Here is a 21,233-nt window from a genome sequence, read left to right as displayed (position 1 = left end):
CTAGTTACTTGTCGTCGGTAAAGACGGGGGCCCGCTTGTCCGCGCGCGCGGCCACCGCTTCTTCGAAGTTGGCGGTGAGGAGGCGCACGAAGAGCTGGCCGAGGCCCTCGGCCTGCATGTGTCCCTCCAGGCTAGCGGCGTCCAGTCCAGTCCACAGTGTGCGCTTGGTCAACTCGATTCCCGGCCGCGAGAACCCCGCGATCCGCTCGGCCATCTCGTAGCACGTGTCGAGCAGCTCCTCGTCGGGCACGCTGCGCGACACCAGCCCGATGCGCTCGGCCTCCTCGGCGTCGACGTCACGGCCGGTCAGCATCAGCTCAAACGCCCGCGACGTGCCGATGGCCTTCGGCAGCAGATAGCTCAGGCCGAGCTCGCTGGCGGTGAGCCCGTTGTTGATCCCCGCCGCGCGGAAGTAAGCACCCGCCCCCGCCACCCGGATGTCGGCGGCCAGCGCCAGGCACAGCCCGCCGCCGATGGCCGCACCGTTGACGGCCGCGATCACCGGCTGGTGCATCTTGCGCAATCCGAGGATGACGTCGTCGAGCACCTGCATTGATCGAAGCGCGAAGGTCGGCCGGGTCAGCCCGTCGATGTGGGGCACCGAGCCCGCAGACTTATGGTCGGCGCCCGACGAAAACCCGCGGCCCGCTCCCGTGAGCACGACCGCCCGCACCGAGTTGTCGTAGGTGAGCTCGTCGAGCACGGCCTTGAGCGGAACCATGACGTCGAACGCCATGGAGTTCATCCGCTCCGGGCGATTGAGCGTCACCAGCGCCACGTTCGGGCGCGGACGGTCGACGAGGACGAAGTTGTTCTGCTCGCTCACGCAGTGCACGCTATCGCGTGCACACCCTTAGGCCTGTTCGCCGTCGCCCTGGGCAGCGATCGCGGCGTCGATATCGAACGCCTTTATCTGCTGAACCAGGTCCTCGAGGGCGGCCGGAGGCAGTGCTCCGGCCTCGTTGAACACCAGCTTGCCCTTCTTGAACGCCATCAGCGTTGGGATCGAGCGGATATCGGCGGCTGCGGCGAGCTGCTGCTCGGCCTCGGTATCGACCTTGGCATGCACCACGTCGGGGTGCTTCTCGGCGGACTTGGCGAAGGTCGGGGCGAAGGCGCGACACGGACCGCACCATGACGCCCAGAAATCCACCAACACGATGTCGTTGCCGTTGATGGTGTCGTTGAACTCGGCTGCGGTGATGTCTCGGGTGGTCACGGTTCTCCTAACGCTGGGCTTTCGGCGGGTGTTCCCACTGGAGTGGGCGGGCGGCAGAGCCCGTAGCGCGGTACGACTCCATCATCCCGCACCGCAAGCCGGCCCGTGAGGTTCCTCACCCCGACGTCGCCGCCGAATGCGGGACCGCCGCAGCGTGGCCGCTTGTGTCAATATGTTTCGCATGACGCGCCAGGTTAGGCAAGCCTATCCAGACTTCGCTGAGCCGATCGCCGTTGTGGGTCTCGGCTGCCGCGTCGCCGGCAGCATCAGTACCCCCGCCGATTTCTGGACCTTTCTCGTCGAGGGCCGCAGCGACGTCCGGGAAGTTCCCGCCGAACGGTGGGAGCCGTACCTGCAGAGGGATCCGCGCAACGCCGCCGTGCTGCGCGAGGTCACGCGGTTGGGCACGTTTCTCGACGACCTCGCCGGTTTCGACGCCGACTTCTTCGGCGTCTCTCCGAGGGAAGCCGAGCTGATGGACCCCCAACAGCGGCTGGCGCTGGAGGTCAGCTGGGAAGCCCTCGAACACGCGGGGATACCTGCCCGGTCGTTGGCGGGCAGTGATGTGGCGGTGCTCATGGGCGTCAACTCCGACGACTACGGCAAGCTGATCATGGAGGACCTGCCCGGCATCGAGGCGTGGACCGGCATTGGTACGTCGTTGTGCGGCATCGCCAACCGTGTTTCCCACCTGCTCGACCTGCGCGGGCCCAGCGTGGCGCTGGATGCGGCGTGCGCCGCGTCGCTGGTCGCGATCCATCAGGGTTGTCAGATGCTGCGCGCCGGCGAGACGTCGCTCGCGTTGGCCGGCGGCGTCAGCGCGCTCATCGGCCCCGGGCTGACCCGCGTGCTCGACGAGGCGGGCGCCACGGCGCCCGACGGCAGGTGCAAGACCTTCGACGCGTCAGCCGACGGATACGGTCGCGGTGAAGGCGTGGGAGTCGTTGTGCTCAAACGGCTTTCCGATGCGCAGGGGGATGGCGACCGCGTGTTGGCGGTGATCCGCGGGGGCGCCGTCGCGCAGGACGGCCGCACCATCGGCATCATGTCGCCCAACGGCGAGGCGCAGGCCGACCTGTTCCGCCGGGCTTGCGAAACCTCCGGTGTCGCACCTGAATCCGTCGGGTATGTGGAAGCGCACGGCACCGGGACACCCGCCGGCGACCCGGTCGAGGTCTCGGCGCTGGCCGCCGTCTACGGCCACGGCCGAGCCGACGACGATCGGTGCCGCATCGGATCGGTGAAACCCAACGTCGGTCATCTCGAGGGCGGGGCGGGCGTCATCGGGCTGATCAAGACGGTCTTGGCCCTCCACCACGAAGCGATCCCGCCGACCGCGGGCCTGCGGAGCCTCAGCCCCGCCGTCGACTGGGCCGCCAGCGGGTTGCGCGTGCCCACCGAGGTCGAGAAGTGGGCCCGCGCAGACGAACCCCGCCGCGCGGCGGTGTGCAGCTACGGCTACGGCGGGACCATCGCCCATGTCCTTCTCGAGGAGGCTCCCCCGGCCCCGGCGCGCATAGTCGCCGCAGCGGCGGACCGCATCGTCGTGCCGCTGTCGGTGAAGTCCTGGTCACGGCTCGCCCGGCAGGCCGACGCCCTCGCCGACCGGCTCAGGTCGAGCCAGAGCGCCGTCGCCGACGTGGCCGCAACGATGTGGACGCGCCGCGGACACGAACCGGTGCGGGCCGCGGTCGTCGCCGCCGCGCCGCATGAACTGACGGCTGGTCTGGACGCGCTGGCCCGGGGCGAAACCGCCGGCAACGTCGTCACCGGTGCTATCCCAGCCGGCGGCCCGGAAAACCCGGTATGGGTGTTCTCGGGGCACGGCTCGCACTGGCCGGGGATGGGTGGTGAGCTCATCGAGACCGAACCGGTGTTCGCGCGCGTCATCGACGAGGTCGACACGGTTTTCCATGCCGAATTGGGATTCTCTGCACGCGAAGCGCTTTCGACCGGAGAGCTCGGTGGCACCGACCGCGTGCAGGCACTGACCTTCGCCATGCAAGCCGGTCTGGCCGCCGTGCTGCGCGACCGCGGCATCACGCCGGCGGCCGTCATCGGCCACTCCGTCGGTGAGGTGGCGGCGTGCGTCGCCGCAGGCGTGTTCGACCTTCGCCACGGTGCCGCCGTCGCGTGCTACCGCGCCAGAGGCTTCCGATCGGTGGCAGGTGAGGGCGCGATGGCGCTGGTAGGTCTTCCGTTCGACGTGGCCAACCAAAAGCTGGCCGGGCGGACCGACGTGGTGGCGGCGATCAGCGCGTCGCCGGGGTCGACGGTCGTCTCGGGCCTCACCGCAGCGGTCGAAACGGTCACCGCCGCGTGGGCCGACCAGGGCGTCGAAGTGCGCCGGGTCAACACCGACGTGGCCTTCCACAGCCCCGCAATGGACGCACTGACCGGTGAGCTTGGGCGGCTGACCGCAGCGTTGCCGCCGGCTCGGCCGCCGGCTGTGCCGTTGTACACCACCGCGCTGGCCGACCCGCGCTCCGTCGCGCCTCGCGATTCCGACTACTGGGTGGCGAATCTGCGCGGCCGGGTACGGTTCGCCGAGGCGGTCACCGCCGCGGCCGAAGACGGCCATCGGCTCTACCTCGAAGTGTCGGCCCACCCGGTGGTGTCCCACTCGCTCGTGGAAACGTTGCTGCACAACGGGTTCGACGAGCACGCTGTGGTTCCGGCGCTGCGCCGCGACAAGCCCCAACGGCACTCGCTGGCGCTTGCGGTCGCGTCGCTGTGGTGCCACGGCGCCGACTACGCGCATGGCGTCACCGCCGCGCAGCCGTGGGCAGCCGACCTGCCCGGCACGCAGTGGGAGCATCGCCGGTTCTGGCGCGAGACGACACCGCCGCCGAGCGGCCGCCACCTGCACGATCCCGCCGCGCACACGCTGCTGGGCGGGCGCACCGCGGTCACCGGCTCCGCGGAGACGTGGCTCTGGGAAACCCGGTTGCACATGGGCACGCGGCCGTACCCGGGCGATCATCCCGTGCAGGGTACGGAGATCGTCCCGGCCGCAGTCCTTTTGAATACCTTCCTCGCGGCCGCCCACGGTGGTGAACACGGTCCGTCTTCCCAATGCACCGGCGTGGGATTGGCGAATGTGCGCCTGCGCACTCCCGTGCCGCCGGGGCGCCCGCGTGAGCTTCAGGTCGTACGGCACAACCGTGAGCTGACGCTGTCGACGCGCCTGGTCGAATCCGACGCGGGGCAGGACAGCGGTTGGCTGACTCACAGCAGCGCACTGGTCACCGTCGCCGACGACATCGGCGAGCTGATGCAGACCCGCCTCGACCTCGACACCACCCGGTCACGCTGCAGCGAACAGCTTCCGCCCCGACATATCGTCGACGCGTTATCCGAGCTCGGTGTCGCGGCGATGGGATTCGATTGGGAGATCACTGATCTCCGGCGCGCCGACGACGAACTGCTCGCGACGGTCGCGGCACCACTCGATCGCTCGGAGACGACTTCCTGGGCCTCGCTCATGGACGCGGCGACCTCGACGGCCAGCACCGTATTTGATTCCCGTCTCCGCATGCCCGCCCGCATCGAGCGGCTCTACGTCCACGGCGCACCTCCCGCGGAGGCGATCGTGCACGTGCGGCGCAGGCCGGACACCACCACGACCGACGTGGCCATCGCCGACCTGAACGGCGTTTTGCTGCTGTCGATGACGGGGATGACGTTCGAAGAGCTGGAAGCCTCCGACCGCGGATCGATGATCAACGACATCCGTCGCATGGTGCACCGCGTGGCCTGGCATCCGGTGGAAGTCGACAGCGATCAACGGCCCAGCGGGGTCGTCATCGTCGGCGGCGATGCCGACGGGTTGGGTGGCGCGGTAACGGATCTGGCGTCAGCCGCTGTGCCCTACCTTGCGGTCGAGGATCCGGCCGAGCTCGGGCCGATACCAACCGACCTCGGGCATTTCCCGGTGGTTCTTGTGCTGCCGCGCGCCGACGACGCCCCGGAGACATCGGTTGACCTTGTGCTGCGCACCCTGGTGCAGATGCAGGAGCACGGCAGCCAGGGCAGGCTGTGGGTCGGCACCAGCGGTGTCTACGAGGGTTCAAACCTCACCCATGCGCCGCTCTGGGGGCTGACGCGGGTGGCGGCGGCCGAACACCCCCAGTTGTGGGGCGGCGTGATCGATGTGAACGACGGCCATTTTGCGCTCGCGGTGCTCGGGTCGCTACACGGGCATGGAGTCGTCGCTGTCCGCGACGGCGTCCCGCATGTAGCACGCTTGGCCGCAACGGATCCCGCCACGGCGGCACCGTCGTTGCCGTGTTCGCCTGGCGGCACGTACCTGATCACCGGTGGAACCGGTGTGCTCGGCCTGCGGATGGCGCAGCGCCTGGCCGACCTCGGCGCGCGACGGCTGGTGCTGCTGTCGCGCTCCGGCATAGCTGAGCGGTCCGCGTGGGACGACGAGCGGCGGGCCGAGTCGGTCGTAGCGATCTCGGCGCTCGAACAGCGCGGGGTCTCGGTGCACGTGGCGCCGATCGACATCGCCGCCGACGACGCGGTCGAGCGGCTCAACGATGTGCTGCGGCATCTGCCGCCGGTGCGCGGAGTGATTCACGCCGCCGGCGTGGAAGCCGGTGCGCTGCTCATCAATACGACCGGCGAGGACATTGCCGCAGTGATGCGGCCCAAGGTGGCCGGCACCCTCAACCTGCACAGGATCTTTCCGCCGGAGCAGCTCGACTGGATGGTGCTGTTCTCGTCGTGCGGCTACCTGGCGGGCTTCCCGGGCCAGGGTGCATACGCGTGCGCCAACTCGTTCCTCGATGTGATGGCCCGCCATCGGCGCGCTCTCGGCGACCGCACCACCGCCGTCGCGTGGACCGCGTGGCGCGGCCTCGGCATGGGGTCAGATTCGGGGTTCGTCGCCGCACAGCTGGAGGCGCTGGGCATGGGAACGGTGGCCGCCGACGACGCTATGCGCGCTCTCGATCTGGCCATGCAGGACGACGACCCGAATGTCGTTGTGCTGCCTCCGCATCCCGCCGCCGCCATGGTGCCCATTCTCGCTGACGTGGCCCCGGCCGACGACGCCGATGAGCCCGGCTGGCAGACGCAAACCGCAGCGGTCATGGACCGTGACATGTTGGCGCAGCAGGTACTCGACGCGGTCGCCACGCAACTCGGCGTCAGCGGCGCGGACGTGGACCCGGGCCTGCCACTGGTGGAGCTCGGCGTCGACTCGATCATGACCGTGCGGCTGCGGCGTCAGCTCGAGAAGCAGACCGGGCTCTCCTTGCCGCCGACGCTGTTGTGGGAGTACCCCACCGCGGCCGCGGTCACCGCCAGGCTCGCCGACATGCTCGCGTCGTCGCGGGAGCCGCAGCAGATCGACGGATGATCTACGACCGGACCGCCTCGGCGAGCTTCTTCTTGTCCACCTTGCCGACTGCGGTGGTCGGCAGCGACGGCACGGCGACCAACACGTCGGGCCTTGCGTGGGTCGACGCGCCACGCCCGTCGAGGAAGGCGTTGAGCTCGGCCAGGCCGATGGGCTTGCCGCGGAAAACAACTGCCGCGCAGATCTTCTCGCCGAGGTAGTCGTCGGGCAGAGCCACGGCCGCCGCAGCGTAGACGGCGGGATGGGTCAACAGATGGTCCTCGAGGTCGGTCGCCGACACAGTCTCACCGCCGCGATGGATCACGTCCTTGATGCGCCCCGTTACTTCGACGTAGCCCGCCCGTGGACCGTCGGCGAAGACGTGCACCCGGTCGCCGGTGCGGTAGAACCCGTCGGGGCTGAATGAACGGGCGTTGGCTTCCTCTGCGCGGTAGTAGCCGTTGAGGGTATAGGGACCTCGCACCAGCAGCTCCCCCTCCTCGCCCGGCGCCACCGGTTCCCCCGACTCGTCGACGACGCGCATCTCGTCGTGTGGCGACATCGGCCGACCCTGGGTGTTCTCCACGATGTCGACGGGGTCTCCCGGCCGGGTGAAGTTCAGCATCCCTTCGGCCATGCCGAAGATCTGTTGCAGCCCGTCGGTCAGCCCGGTGCGGATGTAGCGTGCCTCCTCCGGCGACATGCGCGAGCCGCCCACCTGAACCAGGCGCAGCGATGTCGGCAGCACGGGCTCCCACTCACACGCCTGCGTCCATATCTTGGCCAGCGCGTTGACCAGTGCGGTGACCGTCACGCCATGACGGTCGATCAGCGCGAAGGCCGACTCGGGGCTGGCGTCGTCGGTGAAGACCACGGTCGCGCCGACGGTCATCGAGCCGAGTAGGCCGGGACAGGCGAGCGGAAAGTTGTGTCCCGCAGGCAGCACGACGAGATAGACGTCGTCGTGCACGAGCTCACAGGCGCGCGCGGCGGCGACGGCGTTGTAAACGTAATCGTCGTGCGTGCGGGGAATCAGCTTCGGCAGTCCGGTCGTGCCACCCGACACCAGCAGCACCGCGGGCGCCGCGGTATCGACCGGCACAGCCGTCGGCAGCGGGTCGTAGTCGGCGAGTGAAGACCAGGATTCGAAGGACCCCGGGTCGCCGTGGACCAGCACGTGGCGAAGCGCGCGCTGCGACTCTATGAGTTGGCCGGCCATCGCGCGATGATCGAAGCCGCCCGCGACGTCGGGAATGACGAGCCCGACCGCCCCGCTGACTTGGGCGAAGTGCCTCAGCTCCGCGGTTCGGTGGCCGATCAGGCACATCACCGGCACCACACCGGCGCGCAGCAGAGCGAACAGCGCAACGGCGAACTCCCGGGAGTTAGTCAGCTGCAACAGGATTCGATCTCCCGGGGCGATTCCACGCGCGGCCAGGCCGGCGGCCCTTCGATCGGCCATGGCGTCCAGCTCGGCGAACGTGTAGGCGCCGGATGCGTCGACGACGGCGGGTTTGTCGGGCCAGGTGGTCGCGGCGTCGCGCAGGATTGAGTCGAGTGGCCGGCCCTGCCAATACCCCGCGCGCCGGTACTCGTCGGCGCGGTCGGCGGGGAACGGCACGAAGCCCCGGAACAGATCGGATTCTCCACGGTCAGGGGCGGCGCTCATAACCGAAGAATATAGGGTAGCCTTCACAAAGTTAGGGCACCCTATCAATTACCGGGAGATTCAACGGATGTGGCAGACTCCGACTGGCCTCGAGGACGTTCTGACCCAGGTCGCGGAGCTTCTGGGCGTTGAGCCGGGCGACCTCGACCCCGATGTCGACCTCATTGCGTCCGGGCTCGACTCCATTCGGATGATGTCGATTTCGGGCCGCTGGCGACGGCAGGGCATCGACATCGGTTTCGCCGCACTGGCGGCCAACCCGACCGTCAACGCATGGGTGGAGTTGCTTGCCGAACGCGCCCCGGCCCAGCCCCCCGACGCAGCCGACGAAGCGACCGCAGATGATCCGGAGGCACCGTTCCCGTTGGCCCCGATTCAGCACGCGATGTGGGTAGGGCGCCACGAGCACCAGCAGCTCGGCGGCGTCTCCTCACACCTCTACGTCGAGTTCGACGGCGCGGGTGTCGACACGAACCGCCTGCGCACTGCGGCCGCGAAACTCGCTGCGCGCCATCCGATGTTGCGCGTCGAGATCCTGCCGGACGGAACGCAGAAAATCGGCGACCGTGAGCTGCCGGTGACCGTTCACGATCTGCGTGCGCTCGTCCCGTCCGAAGCGGAGCGGGAACTGGAGCGCATTCGCGACGAGAAGTCACACCAGATGCTCGATCCGGACGTGTTGGAGATTTCGTTGTCACTGCTTCCCGGCGGCGGCACCCGGCTACACGTCGACATGGACATGCAGGCCGCCGACGCGGTGAGTTACCGCAATATCATGGCCGACCTCGCGGCCTTTTACCGAGGTGTCGATCTGCCCGAGCTGAGTTACACCTATCGCGAGTACCGCGCGCGGTTGACCGCATCCTCGCCCCCGCCGTCACCGCAGGACGTGCAGTGGTGGGCCGAGCGCATACCGGACCTGCCGGAACCGCCTGCGCTACCGCTGATCCCGCTGTCCGAGCAGAATGAGCCTGTACGCAGCATGAGGTTGTGGCACGTCTTCGATGTGGCACACCGCGACGCCCTATTCACCGCCGCACACCGGCGCGGCATCACCCCGGCCATGGCGGTCGGCGCGTCATACGCGAACGCGCTGGCGCACTGGTCGACCGCCAAGCGGTTCCTGCTCAACCTGCCCATGTTCGGCCGCGAGCAGTACCACCCCGATGTCGAGAAACTGGTTGGCGACTTCACCTCCTCGCTGATGTTGGATATCGACCTGACCGACGCCGCCACCCCCGCGGCCCGCGCCCGAGCCGTGCAGGAGGTGCTGCACGCAACCGCGGTCCACTCGTCGGTGTCGGGCCTTGATGTGCTGCGAGACCTAAGCCGCCACCGCGGGGTGCAGACGCTCGCGCCGATCGTGTACACCAGCGCGCTGGGACTTGGCGATCTGTTCGCAGGCGACGTCACCGATCAGTTCGGCAAGCCGGTGTGGACCATCTCGCAAGGACCGCAGGTGCTGATCGACGCCCAGGCCACGCCGCTGGCCGACGGTCTGATGATCAACTGGGACGTGCGGATCGAATCCTTCCCGCCCGGTGTGCCCGAGGCGATGTTCGCCTACCACATCGACGAGCTGACCCGCCTGGCCACCGACGATGCCAGCTGGGATGCGTCGGACCCCTGTGCTGTGCCGGAAAGTTCGCGCGCGGTGCGGGAGGCGCTCAATTCCCGCCATGCACCGGCCAGAGCAAACGCACTGGCGGACGGCTTCTTCGCCAAGGCCTTCACCAATCCCGATGCGCCCGCTGTGATCAGCACCGACGAGGTGCTCACCTACGCACAGTTGCACAAAAAGGTGCTGTCGGTTGCCGCGGCGCTGCAGTCGCGCGGCGTGATGCACGGCGAAGTGGTTGCCGTCATGGGCCCGAAGAGCGCTGAGCAGATCACCGCCCTGCTGGCGATCCACGCGGTCGGTGCGGCCTACCTACCGATCGGCTTCGACCAACCCGCCGACCGCGCCGCCCGCATCCTGGATTCCGCCGGGGTGGAGTTCGCGCTCATCACCGGATCCAATTACGCGGACCACCCCGCCCCGTCGCTCACCGTCGCCGATGCCGAAATCATCGGAGACCCCGCTGATTTCACGCCGGCGACGGTCGGGCTGCAAGACCTGGCCTATGTGCTGTTCACCTCGGGGTCGACGGGTGAGCCCAAGGGCGTGGAGCTGACCCACGACGCGGTCATGAACACGCTGGAGTTCATCAATACGCACTTCGACATCGGTCCGGACGACCGTTGCCTCGCGCTGTCCACGCTGGAGGGTGACCTGTCGGCGCTGGACATCTTCGGCATGCTGACCGCGGGCGGCTCGATCGTTGTCGTCGACGAGCAACATCGGCGCGACCCCGACCACTGGGCCGAGCTGATCGACACCCACAAAGTCACGGTGCTGCACTGGATGCCCGGTTGGTTGCAGATGCTGCTCGATGTCGGAGCGGGGCGGCTGTCGTCGTTGCGGGTGGTGCCCACCGGCGGGGACTGGGTCAAGCCGGCAATGGTTCGGCGACTGGTCGCCGAGGCACCAGGGGTGCGCTTCGCCGGCTTGGGGGGCGCCACCGAAACCGCCGTGCACAACACGATCTGTGATATCACCGATCCCCCTGCGCACTGGGCTTCGGTGCCGTTCGGTATTCCATTGCCCAACAACGCGTGCCGGGTCGTCGACGCGAACGGGGACGATTGTCCCGACTGGGTGCCGGGTGAACTGTGGGTCGGGGGCTGCGGCATCGCCCGCGGATATCGGGGCAGGCCCGATCTTACGGCCGAACGGTTCGTCACGCATGCGGGCCGCACCTGGTACCGCACCGGCGATCTGGTGCGGTACTGGCCGGACGGCACGCTCGAGTTCGTCGGACGCGCCGATCACCGGGTGAAGGTCAGTGGTTACCGCATCGAGCTGGGCGACGTCGAAGCGGCATTGCAGCGTGTGCCGGACGTCGTGGCGGGGGTGGCCACCGTCGTTGCGGTACCAGGCGATACCGGCCCGGAGGTGCTGGCCGCGGTGGTGCAGGCCGGCCAACCGGAGCTTTCGCCCGCCGCGGTGGCCGCCGCGCTCGCCGACATTGTGCCGCCACACATGGTTCCGCAGCGCATCATGGTCGTCGACCGCATCCCGTACACGGTCGCGGGTAAGACCGACCGCAGGGCGGTCGCGCACCTTCTCGCCGACGCAGAGCCGTCTGCCGGAGCCACTCGCCGCGAGCCGACGACACCGTTGGAGCAGGTGCTCACCGACCTTGTCGGCGATGTGCTGGGCCGCCACGACGTCGGCGCGACAGACGACTTCTTCGCTCTTGGTGGGGATTCGGTGCAGGCCACCACTTTGGTCGCCCACATCAGGGACTGGCTCGACACGCCCACGGTGATGCTGTCCGACGTCTTCGCGGCCAGGACAGTCGAGGCGCTGGCCGAGCGGCTGTGCTTTCGCGAGGGTCGCAGTGACCGCCTCGATCAGGTCGCGCAGCTGTACCTGGAGATCTCGGCGATGGACAGCGCCGAAATCGACGGCGAGCTAAGCCGCGCCTCCTCCTAGCGCCGCCGCAAGCGCTGCGACGCTTCGCTGCCACAAGCTCATCAAGCGGTCGATATCGGCGGGCGTGAACAGCGCCTCGCTCCACCGCACGTTGGTCACCAGTTGCGCACCTTCGGTCGTGCCGCTGACCAGCGGGCTGACGTGTAGGGCGAACCGCAGTGGCAGGTCGGGCTCCGGGGCGACGGGCAGCGCGTCGGTGTACGGCGTGGTCAGCAGTGCCCACGGCTGCTCGGACGCCGCCGCGAGGTCGAGCCGGCCGAGATAGCTGAACAGGATCTGGGGTTCGGTGGCCACCTGCAATTCGGGTATCCGGGCCACATGGCGAAGGAGCCCGTAATCCAGCCCGTCGCAAGGGATATCGGCGAGATGAGCGGTCACCGATTCCAGTAGCGCACTTGCTGCCGCCGGGTCCCGTTCGGCGCGGCCGATGTCGAAGGCGGCCTCACCGGCCCCGATGCGCACCGGGTATGAAGTGATGAACGAGCCGACGGTGTTGGTGGTGTCGGCGTGCAGTAGGGAGTCGGCGCGGCCGTGCCCCTCGAGGGCTATCAGCGTGCCCGCCGCGGTGTCCTGCTGACGGTCTCGACGCCAACTGGAAACCGTCAGCGCCGTTGCCGCCAGCAGGAACTCGCGCATTCCCTCATCGGGTGTGACGGCCGCAAGGACACTCTCGGTGATGTCGACAGGGGTCGCGGCCTGATTTACCCGCAGGCTCGACCAGGTGTCGAGCGTCGGGTCGGGTCGCCGTGTACCCAGGGCCGGGTCCGGCTCGCCGATCACAGCGGCCCAGTACTCACTCTGCGCCCGCACCGCCGGCTCGGCCGACCGTGCCCACATCAGCTCCGACCAGCGGCGGTAAGAAGTGAACTCCGGCAACACCTTTGGGGCAGTGCCGACCTGCATGGCGCGCCAGGCCTCGGTCACGTCGGCGAGCATGATGTACCACGACACCGCATCCACAACCAGGTGATGAGCGCTCAGCAACAGCACCTCACCGAAGTCGGCGCCGCGGAACCACACCGCCCTAAGCATCGCCCCCGTGTGTGGGTCGATCTCATCGATGGCCGTGCGCGTCGACTGCTCGATCGCCGAGCGCAGCCCGTCGTCGGTCGTATCCGGCACGGCTACTGCGGTCAGCAGATCCGCGGCGGTGACGACACCGGGTTCGCGGGTGACCAGTCGCGGCCCGTCGGCGGTATCGGTCATCACCGACCGCAGTGTGTGGTGGTTGTCGAGCAGGACTTGCAGGACCGTCTCGACGGCATCCCGGTCGATGCCGGACGGCAGCCGCAGCAGAAAGCTGTGTGTGAAGCGACGATAGCCGCCGTATTCGCACAGCCAAGACACCATCGGCAGGGGCAGAACCTCGCCGACGTCGGCGCTGTCGATGTCTTCGTCGGATTCCGCGCCGCTGTCGATCGCGGCCGCCAGCTCACTAATCGTGGTGTGCCTCATCATCATCCGTGGGCTCATGTGCAGCCCCCGCCGCCGCGCCTGCCCGACGATGGCGATGGCCACGATACTGTCCATGCCGAGCACGAAGAAGTCGTCGTCCACGTGTGGCACGGCTCCGCCGAACTGTTCACCGAACAGCTCGCAGAGCGCCCGTTCGGTGTCGGTGGCGGCCGACGCCGCGCCGCTTCCACTTCCCGCAGACAGCGCAGCGTCGGCAAGCCGGTCGATTTCGTGGTTGTCCAGCTTGCCGTTGGCTGTCACCGGCAGCCGCGGTAACCCAATGATCCGGGCGGGCACCATATAGGACGGAAGGCGATCGGCCAGTGCGGCCCGCACGGCGGCCGGGTCACCGTCGGCGCCCGATTGCCAGACGGCGAATCCGACGAGCGTTGCGCCGGCATCGCGGCGCAGCACCGACACCGCCGCGTCGTGCACCTCCGGTACCGTACGCAGCGCCGCCTCGATCTCGCCGACCTCGATGCGGTAACCCCGGATCTTCACCTGCATGTCTGCGCGACCCAGATACCCGAAGCCGCCGTGCGGAAGGCGACGCACCAGGTCACCGGTCCGGTACATGCGCTGGCCGGGCGAGAACGGGTCGGCGATGAAACGGTTCGCGGTCATCGCGGGCTGGCCCAGGTATCCGCGGGTGACCTGGACGCCGGATAGATACAGTTCGCCGACGACGCCGGTCGGCACTATCCGTAGAGCCGAATCCAGCACGTAGGCCCGGGTTCCCGCGTTCGGTGTGCCGATCGTTGGCGTTGCGTAGTCACCCACGGGGGCGACCACCGCCTCAACCGTGGTCTCCGTCGGCCCATAGCAGTTGAACACCGCGGTGCCGGGCAGCGACCGCAGGTCCTGCCACAGCGTGGTGTCGATCGCTTCGCCGCCGAGCGCCAGCACGGACAGCTCACGATCCAGCAGTCCGGCCGCACTCAGCTGGACGAACATCGACGGCGTCGTGTCGATCATGTCGATGCCGTTGTCCACCAAGCCTTTCACGAGAAGCTGTGCATCGCGCATCTCTTCGGTGTCGAACAGGTGGTTGGCGTGACCATCGAGCAGACCGACCAGCGGCTGCCACGACGCGTCGAAGCTGAACGACCAGGCGTGCGCGATGCGCAGCGGCCTGCCGACGCGTGCGCAAGCAGATCGGTAGACGCGGTCGCGGTGATCGGCGAAGTACCCGAGCAGTGCGGCATTCGTGCCGACGACGCCCTTGGGCTCGCCGGTCGAACCAGACGTGAAGATCACGTAGGCGCTCTGGTCGGTGTGGCGGTCGACGGTCGGCGCCACGGGCTCATGACGCGAAATGCGTTCGACCACAGCGGGATCATCGAGTTGAACAACTGGAATGTCCTCGATCAGCTGACCACAGCCGGTTTCGGCGACGATAACCCGGGGGTTGCCCTGCCGCAGGATGTTTCGGATGCGGGGAGGCGGCAAGGTGATGTCCACCGGCAGGTACGCTCCACCCGCGGCGAGCACGGCCAGGATCGCGGCGACGAATGCCTTCGACCGTGGCAGCGCCAGCGCAACGATGGTTTCCGGGCCGACGCCGTGGTCCGTCAATTCCGCCGCGAGTCGGCACGCATCCGCGTGCAGCTGCGTGTAGGTGCGGCGCTCACCGCTGCCCGCTGTCAAGGCGGTGGCGTTGGGAGTGGCCTGCACCTGCCGCTCGAAGGCCTCCCACGCCGTCTCCGCAACAGCGACACAGCGATCGCTGCGCAGGTGGGCGCGCTCATCGGCGGTCAAGACGTCCAGCGCGTCGGGTGATTGGTCGCCGATGTCAGGCAACTGCGACAGCACCGCGATGAGCCGCTCGCAGATGTCGGCTGCCGGCAGGTGCGGCAACGCTTCAGGCATCACCTCGACGACGACCATCAGTTCGTCGCCGCTCATGTGCGACACGACTGTGAGCGGATAGTGCGTCAGGCTTTCCATCTCGACCGGTGTGAACGTCGCGCCGTCCGGTGTGGTCACTGCTCGAATGGCATCGGCGACGGGTGCGTTCTCAAACACGAACATGGTGTCGAAGAGGGCTCCGCGTCCGTCGGCGCGGTGCAGTTCCGACAGGCTCAGATAGCCGATGTCGCGCATCGCCGACGACTCGCGCTGCAACCGCGCACATTGTTCGACCACCGAGGCGGCGCGGTCGACGTAATGCACGACGGGGACGCTGTTGATGAAAAGCCCGACCATGGTCTCCACGCCGGCTAGCTGTTCGGGCCTGCCTGAGACGATGCTGCCGAACACCACGTCGCGGCGGTCGGTGAGCCTGCTGAGGATGACCGCCCATGCGAACAGAACGGCGGTGTTTACGGTCAGGCCGTTGCGGCCGGCCCAATTCCGCAGCCGCACTGTAGCTTCCGCAGACAACACCCGTGTCGTCGCTTGCGGCAACGCGTTCGCAGTGCTCGCCGCATCGGCGATCATCAGCGGCCCCGACACCCGGCGCAGGTAGTCCCTCCATGCGGCCAGCGCTGCGGCGGTGTCCTGCGCGCCCAACCAAGCGATGTAATCCCGGTACGGACGCGGCTTCGGTAGCCCGTCGAGTGATCCGGCGGCCCTGTACACGGCCAGCAGTTCGGTGAAGAACACGCCGAGCGCCCACCCGTCCATCACGATGTGGTGCGCGGTGAAGATCAGCCTGCGCCTGAGCTCGCCGGGCACTGTGAGCAGCACAACGCGCAGCGCCGGTCCGCGGCTCAAATCGAACGGCCGCCGCCGTTCGGAGCGCGCGATCGAATCGAATTCCGCAGGGGTGGCGGTGCGCTCGAGCCATGGCAGCTCGGCGTGGCTGGGCACGATCTGGACCGGCCGTGGAACGTCGCGGTCCCAGAAGGCGGCGCGCAGGTTCGGGTGTCGATCCAGCAGTGCTGCGGCGCTGCGGCGGAGCAGATCGACGTCGGCGGGGCCGTCGATGTCCACCTTCAACTGCATGGTGTAGTGGTCAATGCCGTCCTCGGCCAGATGGTAGAGCGCGAACAGCCCCTCTTGAAGCGGGCTGAGTGCAAGGACATCCTCGATCGCCGGTGTGGTCATGGCCGCCTCAGGCCTGCTCGAGCCACGCCGCGGTGAGACCGGACAGCGCCGCTTCGCTCAAGCCCGATGCGCTCATGGGCGCGCTGGCCGCCGGTTGCGGGACCGCTAGCTGACCGGCGTCGACCACGGCGGCCAGTGACGCGATCGAGCTGTGCTCGAAGACCATCACCGGCGTGAGCTCACGCCCCTGCGCGGTCGCCCGCGCCGCGAGTTGGACGGCGATGATGCTGTCGCCGCCCAACGCGAAGAAGTTGTCGTCACGATCGACGTCGTCGATGTCGAGCAGTTCTTTCAGCAGCGCGATGAGCGCCTGCTCGGTTTCCTCTGAACCACTGCCGATCGGATCCGCCGGTCGTACCGCAGACGGCACGGGCGCGGTGCGCAGCTTCTCGAGGACATCGGCCGGCAGCACCTGCATTTCCGACACGGTGATATCGGGCGTCATCGCGAACCCTTCGAGCACAGAGTCCAGCGCGTCGGCGATATGCCGAACCGTCTGCGGCTCATACAGATCGGCGTTGCCGATCACGCGCACATCCAGCCCCCCGTCCGTGGTCACGTCGATGCCGACGTTCAGGTCGAGCAGCGAGACCTCGAAGTCGAGCTGAACCGGCACCACACTGGTCCCGTCGGCGAGCGCGCGCGGCCTGGGCGCCCAGTCCTCACCGCGGAAATGGATCGAGCTCTGGAACAGCGGATGGTTGCGCGAGGTTGAGCGTCGCGGGTTGATGGCCTCGACCAGCCGGTCGATCGGCAGCTCCTGGTGCGTCAGCGCGTTGAGGACGACTTCGCGGCTACGGGCGATCACCGTGCGCAGGCTCGGGTCGCCCGACAGGTCGTTTCGCAGCGCGACGACGTTGGCGAACGGTCCCACCACCCGTTCGGCCGCGACGTCGATCCGCGCGGAGACCGGGCTGCCGACCGAAATATCTACGGCCCCACCGAGTTTGTGCAGTGCAACTGCCAGGGCGGCCTGGTAGACCATGAATTCGCTGGTGTCGCTCTGTGCGGCGAGCCGGGTGATGGCGGCGCGGCGTTCGGCGGGCACCGCGAAGCTCACCACTTCGCCGCGCGTCCCGAGAATCGGTGGCCGCGTGTAGTCGGCAGCCATCGGGATCTCCTCGGGCAATCCGGCCAGCGCCTGACGCCAGTATGCGAGCTCGCCATCACCCCAGTCACTCGTCTGCCCGAAGGCGCTGTGTTGCCATAGTGTGTGGTCGACGAACTGCAGCGGAAGCGGATCCCATTGTGGCGCCGTCCCGTCGGCTCGGCCGCGGTACGCATCGACGAGGTCCTCGAAGATCACCCCGAGCGACACATGGTCACAGACGATGTGGTGGATCAGCAGAAGCAGCACATGCGAGTCCGACGCGAGCTTCAGCACCGTCGGCTTGATCATCGGCCCCGCCTCGAGCGCGAACACATGCCGACGCAACTCGCGGATGTCGTCGTCGACCCGGTCGGGGTTGCTCTCGGCCATCTCGACGGCAACGCTCATGGCCGGGTGCACAACTTGATGCGGGACGCCGTCATGCTCAGCGAACGTGGTGCGTAGGGGTTCGTGTCGCGACACCACGTCGTCGATGGCTGCGCCGAGCGTAGTTAGGTCCAGCCGGCCGTCGATGTGCAGCGAAAGCGCCAGATTGAAAACATCATTCGCGCCCCGCAGCCGGTGCTGGAACCACATCGCAAGCTGCGAATAGGACAGCGGCGGCCGAACCGGGCGCTCCGCCGGGACGAGCGGCGGACGGTCAGCCGTGCGGGACCCATCGAGGAGCGTGGCCGCCAGGCCGGCGGGAGTCGGCGCGTCGAACACGGCGCGGGCAGTGCACTCCACCCCGACCTCGGCTCTGATCAGTGCCACCAGCCGCGCCGCGAGAAGTGAGTGGCCACCGAGCTCGAAGAACGAATCGTCTGCGCCGACGCGGTTGCAGCCGAACAACTTCGCGAAGATCTCGCACATCCGCCGCTCGGTTTCGGTGGCCGGTTCGCGGTGCGTGCGCACCGCGATGGATGTCGGGGCGGCCAGGGCCCGCTTGTCCAGCTTTCCGCCGACGGTCAGCGGAATATGGTCGATCACACAAAAAGCGTTCGGCACCATGTAGTCCGGCAGCACCGACGCGGCGTGCCCTCGGAGGGCGTCGAGATTCACATCGCCATCCGATACCAGGTAACCGACGAGGGTCGGGCCGATCTCGGTGTCCTGGGCGACGACCACGCTGTGGCGGACCGACGAGTGGGCCGTGAGCACCGACTCCACTTCGCCCAGCTCGACCCGGAATCCCCGCACCTTGACTTGCTCGTCGGACCTGCCGACGAATTCGAGATGACCGGAGAGGTTGCGGCGCACCAGATCTCCCGTCCGGTACAACCGCATTCCGGAAGTGAACGGATCGGCGATGAAGCGCTGCGCGGTCAAGCCAGGTCGGCCCAGGTATCCCCGCGCCAGCTGCGTGCCGCCGAGGTACAGCTCCCCCACCACCTCGGCAGGCACCGGCTGCAGATCACCGTCGAGCACATAGGTGTACACGTTGCGGTTCGGCACGCCGATAGGCACCGTGCTCCCCTGGCTCCCCTGCTGGACGCCCCGGATGTCCATATGCGTGGAGCAGACGACGGCCTCGGTCGGCCCGTAGTGGTTACGCAACTGCGCGTCGAAATAGTCGCTGAACTTCTCCGCGACGTCAGCTGACAGGGCTTCCCCGCCCACCGGCACGTGCCGAAGCTGACGCCATTGCGCGGCCCGCGGCAGCAACAGCAGGGTGCTGAGCATCGAGGGCACCATATGAAGGACGGTGACCCTGTGACGCTCGATCAGATCCGCGATATACGAAAGATCGGTGAACGCATCGGGTTTCGGTACGATCAGCCGGGCCCCGAGTGACAGCGTCACGAAGATATCCAGCAGCGATGCGTCGAAACTCACCGACGACGACTGCAACAACCGGTCGTCTGCGGTCATGCTCCATTCCGCGGTGAAGCACTCGACATGCTCGGCGATCGCCTGGTGCGAAACGGCCACCCCCTTCGGACGCCCGGTCGAGCCGGAGGTGTAGATCACGTAGGCGAGATGTTGCGGACGCAGCGGTTGCCGGCGGTCGGCGTCGGTGAGCGCCGCGTCGCACAGATGTGCCGCCGCCTCTTCCGTGGCGTCGAAGTCCGTCCTGGTGATCACCGCTGTAGGAGCGGCATCCTCGATCAGGTAGTCGATGCGCTCCTCGGGATAGGCGGGGTCGATCGGCAGGTAGGCAGCGCCGGCCTTCAGCACGGCAAACAGCGCGACGATGAACTCCGTCGACGTGGTCATGCGAAGGGCGACGATGTCGTCGGCGCCGATCCCTTTACCGATCAGCCAGCGCGCCAACCGGTTCGAGCGCCGGTGCAGGTCGCTGTAGGTGAGCTCGGTGAGATCCGAGGTCAGCGCAACCGCATCCGGCCTGGCGTCGGCCGCCGCCTCGAGCATCGCGACCATCGTGGTGGCCGGGGTGTCGACGAGGTCGCCGTGTGACTGGGCGAGGATCTCGTCGCGATCGAGCATGGCCAGACCGCCGAGGCGGACACGCGGGTTGGCAAGCCCGCTGTCGAGCAGCCGCAGGTAGTGGACGAGCATCTGATCGACCAGCGCATCGGCAAGCACGTCGCTGTGATATTCGAACTCGATCACCGCACCGTTGTCGGAGTAGTCGATGGTCAGCGTCAGCGGAAGCTGTGCGGTCACCGCGCCCAACCCGAGCTGGTGCACCTCGACTCCGTCCAGTGCCAGCATGTTGGCGCTCTTGCGCATGCTGAAGCCAAGGCTGACGAGCTGTTCCATGCCGTCGCGGCCCATCGTTCGCGCCGGGTTCACCGCGCGGACCACGTGGTCGATGCCCACTGACTGGTGGGCGAAGCCGTCGAGGCAGGTGCCGCGAACGGCCGAGACGAGCGACGCGAACGTGTCGTCGGACTGCGGGTTGACGCGGATCAACAGCGTGTTGCCGAAGTATCCGATCGCCGTGGCGGCCGCTGCCGCACGGTCGGTGACGGGAACGGAGACGAGAAATTCGGATGCGCCGGTGTAGCGGCGAATCAGCGCGCCGAATGAGGCAAGCAGCACCATGAACGGCGTGGCCGACTGTTTTCGAGCGAATGCCTCTGCGCGGCCGAGCAACTCGGCAGGAAGCGCCCGTGATCGACGTCGTGCCAGCTTGGTCGGATTCGGCACGGGCAGGCCGGGTAGCTCGAGGGATTCGGGCAGTGGCCGAAGCACGTCGCGCCAGTAGGTGAGGTCCTGTTCGGTGGGCGCCGCCACCGACATATCGGCCCCGTCGGCCACGTCGACAAACTGGACCGCGGGCCCCCGCTTGCCGTCGCCCTTGTACACCGCGCTCAGATCGGAGAAGAAGATGCCGAAGCAGTCGTCGTCCCAGCAGATGTGGTGCACCACCAGCAGGAGCAGGTAATCCTGCACACTGGTGCGGACGAGGGTTACCCGGAGCGGCACGTCGTTCGCCAGATCGAACGGCCTACCGAATTCCTGGCGCGCCACATCCTCGGCCTGTCTGCCGGAGCCGACGAGATCCTCTATGCGCCACTGGATTTCGATGTCGTCGTGGATGATCTGGTACGGGTCACCGTCGGCATCCACCCCGTACGTCGTGCATAGCACGCTATGCCGCCCGACGACCTCGTTGACGGCGTCTCGCAGGCGACCCTCGTCGAGGGCGCCGGTCAACCGGTAGGCAACACAGATGTTCAACGTGGCGTCGGCCGGATCCCGCGTCTGCAGGAACCACATGCGGCGCTGGCCGGCAGACAGCGGAAGGCGCTCACCGACGCGGGCGCGCGTGACCGATTGCGCTGCGGTGAGGCCGCTTTCGGCGATGCGGCGACGGAGCAGTTCGCGACGGCGGTCCTGCAGCGTCATGACATCGTCTGGCATGGGTCGTCCTACTCCTGAGGGTCGATCGGCGGGGCG

Annotated in this window: 7 protein-coding genes; 2 read left to right on the top strand and 5 right to left on the bottom strand. The window is 67.9% G+C overall.

From position 1 onward, the window contains the following. Positions 1-4: 4 nt before the first annotated feature. Together A5651_RS24130 and trxA are read right to left on the bottom strand one after the other, a co-directional pair. Positions 5-835: an enoyl-CoA hydratase gene (locus A5651_RS24130; protein WP_066987206.1), complete on the bottom strand. Its 831-nt coding sequence runs from the start codon at positions 833-835 to the stop codon at positions 5-7. A gap of 18 nt (positions 836-853) precedes the next feature. After that, complete coding sequence (trxA, locus tag A5651_RS24125; protein WP_066987203.1) at positions 854-1,219, bottom strand: thioredoxin; 366 nt, start codon at positions 1,217-1,219, stop codon at positions 854-856. 172 nt (positions 1,220-1,391) lie between these two features. Between trxA and A5651_RS24120 the strand changes: the two genes are divergently transcribed. Further along, positions 1,392-6,587, top strand: coding sequence for a type I polyketide synthase (locus A5651_RS24120; protein ID WP_066987200.1), 5,196 nt, complete (start codon positions 1,392-1,394; stop codon positions 6,585-6,587). A gap of 1 nt (position 6,588) precedes the next feature. Here A5651_RS24120 and A5651_RS24115 read toward each other — a convergent pair whose 3' ends face one another. Further along, positions 6,589-8,235, bottom strand: a complete 1,647-nt coding sequence (locus A5651_RS24115) for a (2,3-dihydroxybenzoyl)adenylate synthase (RefSeq protein ID WP_066987197.1) — start codon at positions 8,233-8,235, stop codon at positions 6,589-6,591. Positions 8,236-8,302: 67 nt separating this feature from the next. Between A5651_RS24115 and A5651_RS24110 the strand changes: the two genes are divergently transcribed. Further along, entirely contained in the window at positions 8,303-11,773 is a 3,471-nt protein-coding gene (locus A5651_RS24110; protein WP_066987194.1) for a non-ribosomal peptide synthetase, read from the top strand. On the opposite strand, the gene A5651_RS24105 is transcribed toward A5651_RS24110, so the two are convergent. Together A5651_RS24105 and A5651_RS24100 are read right to left on the bottom strand one after the other, a co-directional pair. Continuing rightward, on the bottom strand, positions 11,753-16,276 hold the full coding sequence (locus A5651_RS24105; RefSeq protein WP_066987193.1) for a non-ribosomal peptide synthetase: 4,524 nt from the start codon (positions 16,274-16,276) through the stop codon (positions 11,753-11,755). The genes A5651_RS24110 and A5651_RS24105 overlap by 21 nt on opposite strands. Positions 16,277-16,283: 7 nt before the next feature. Beyond that, complete coding sequence (locus A5651_RS24100; protein WP_066987189.1) at positions 16,284-21,197, bottom strand: non-ribosomal peptide synthetase; 4,914 nt, start codon at positions 21,195-21,197, stop codon at positions 16,284-16,286. Between the last annotated feature and the right edge of the window lie 36 nt (positions 21,198-21,233).

Source organism: Mycobacterium sp. 1274761.0 (assembly GCF_001668615.1).
Lineage (GTDB): Bacteria > Actinomycetota > Actinomycetes > Mycobacteriales > Mycobacteriaceae > Mycobacterium.
This window is presented reverse-complemented; position numbering and strand designations above follow the sequence as displayed.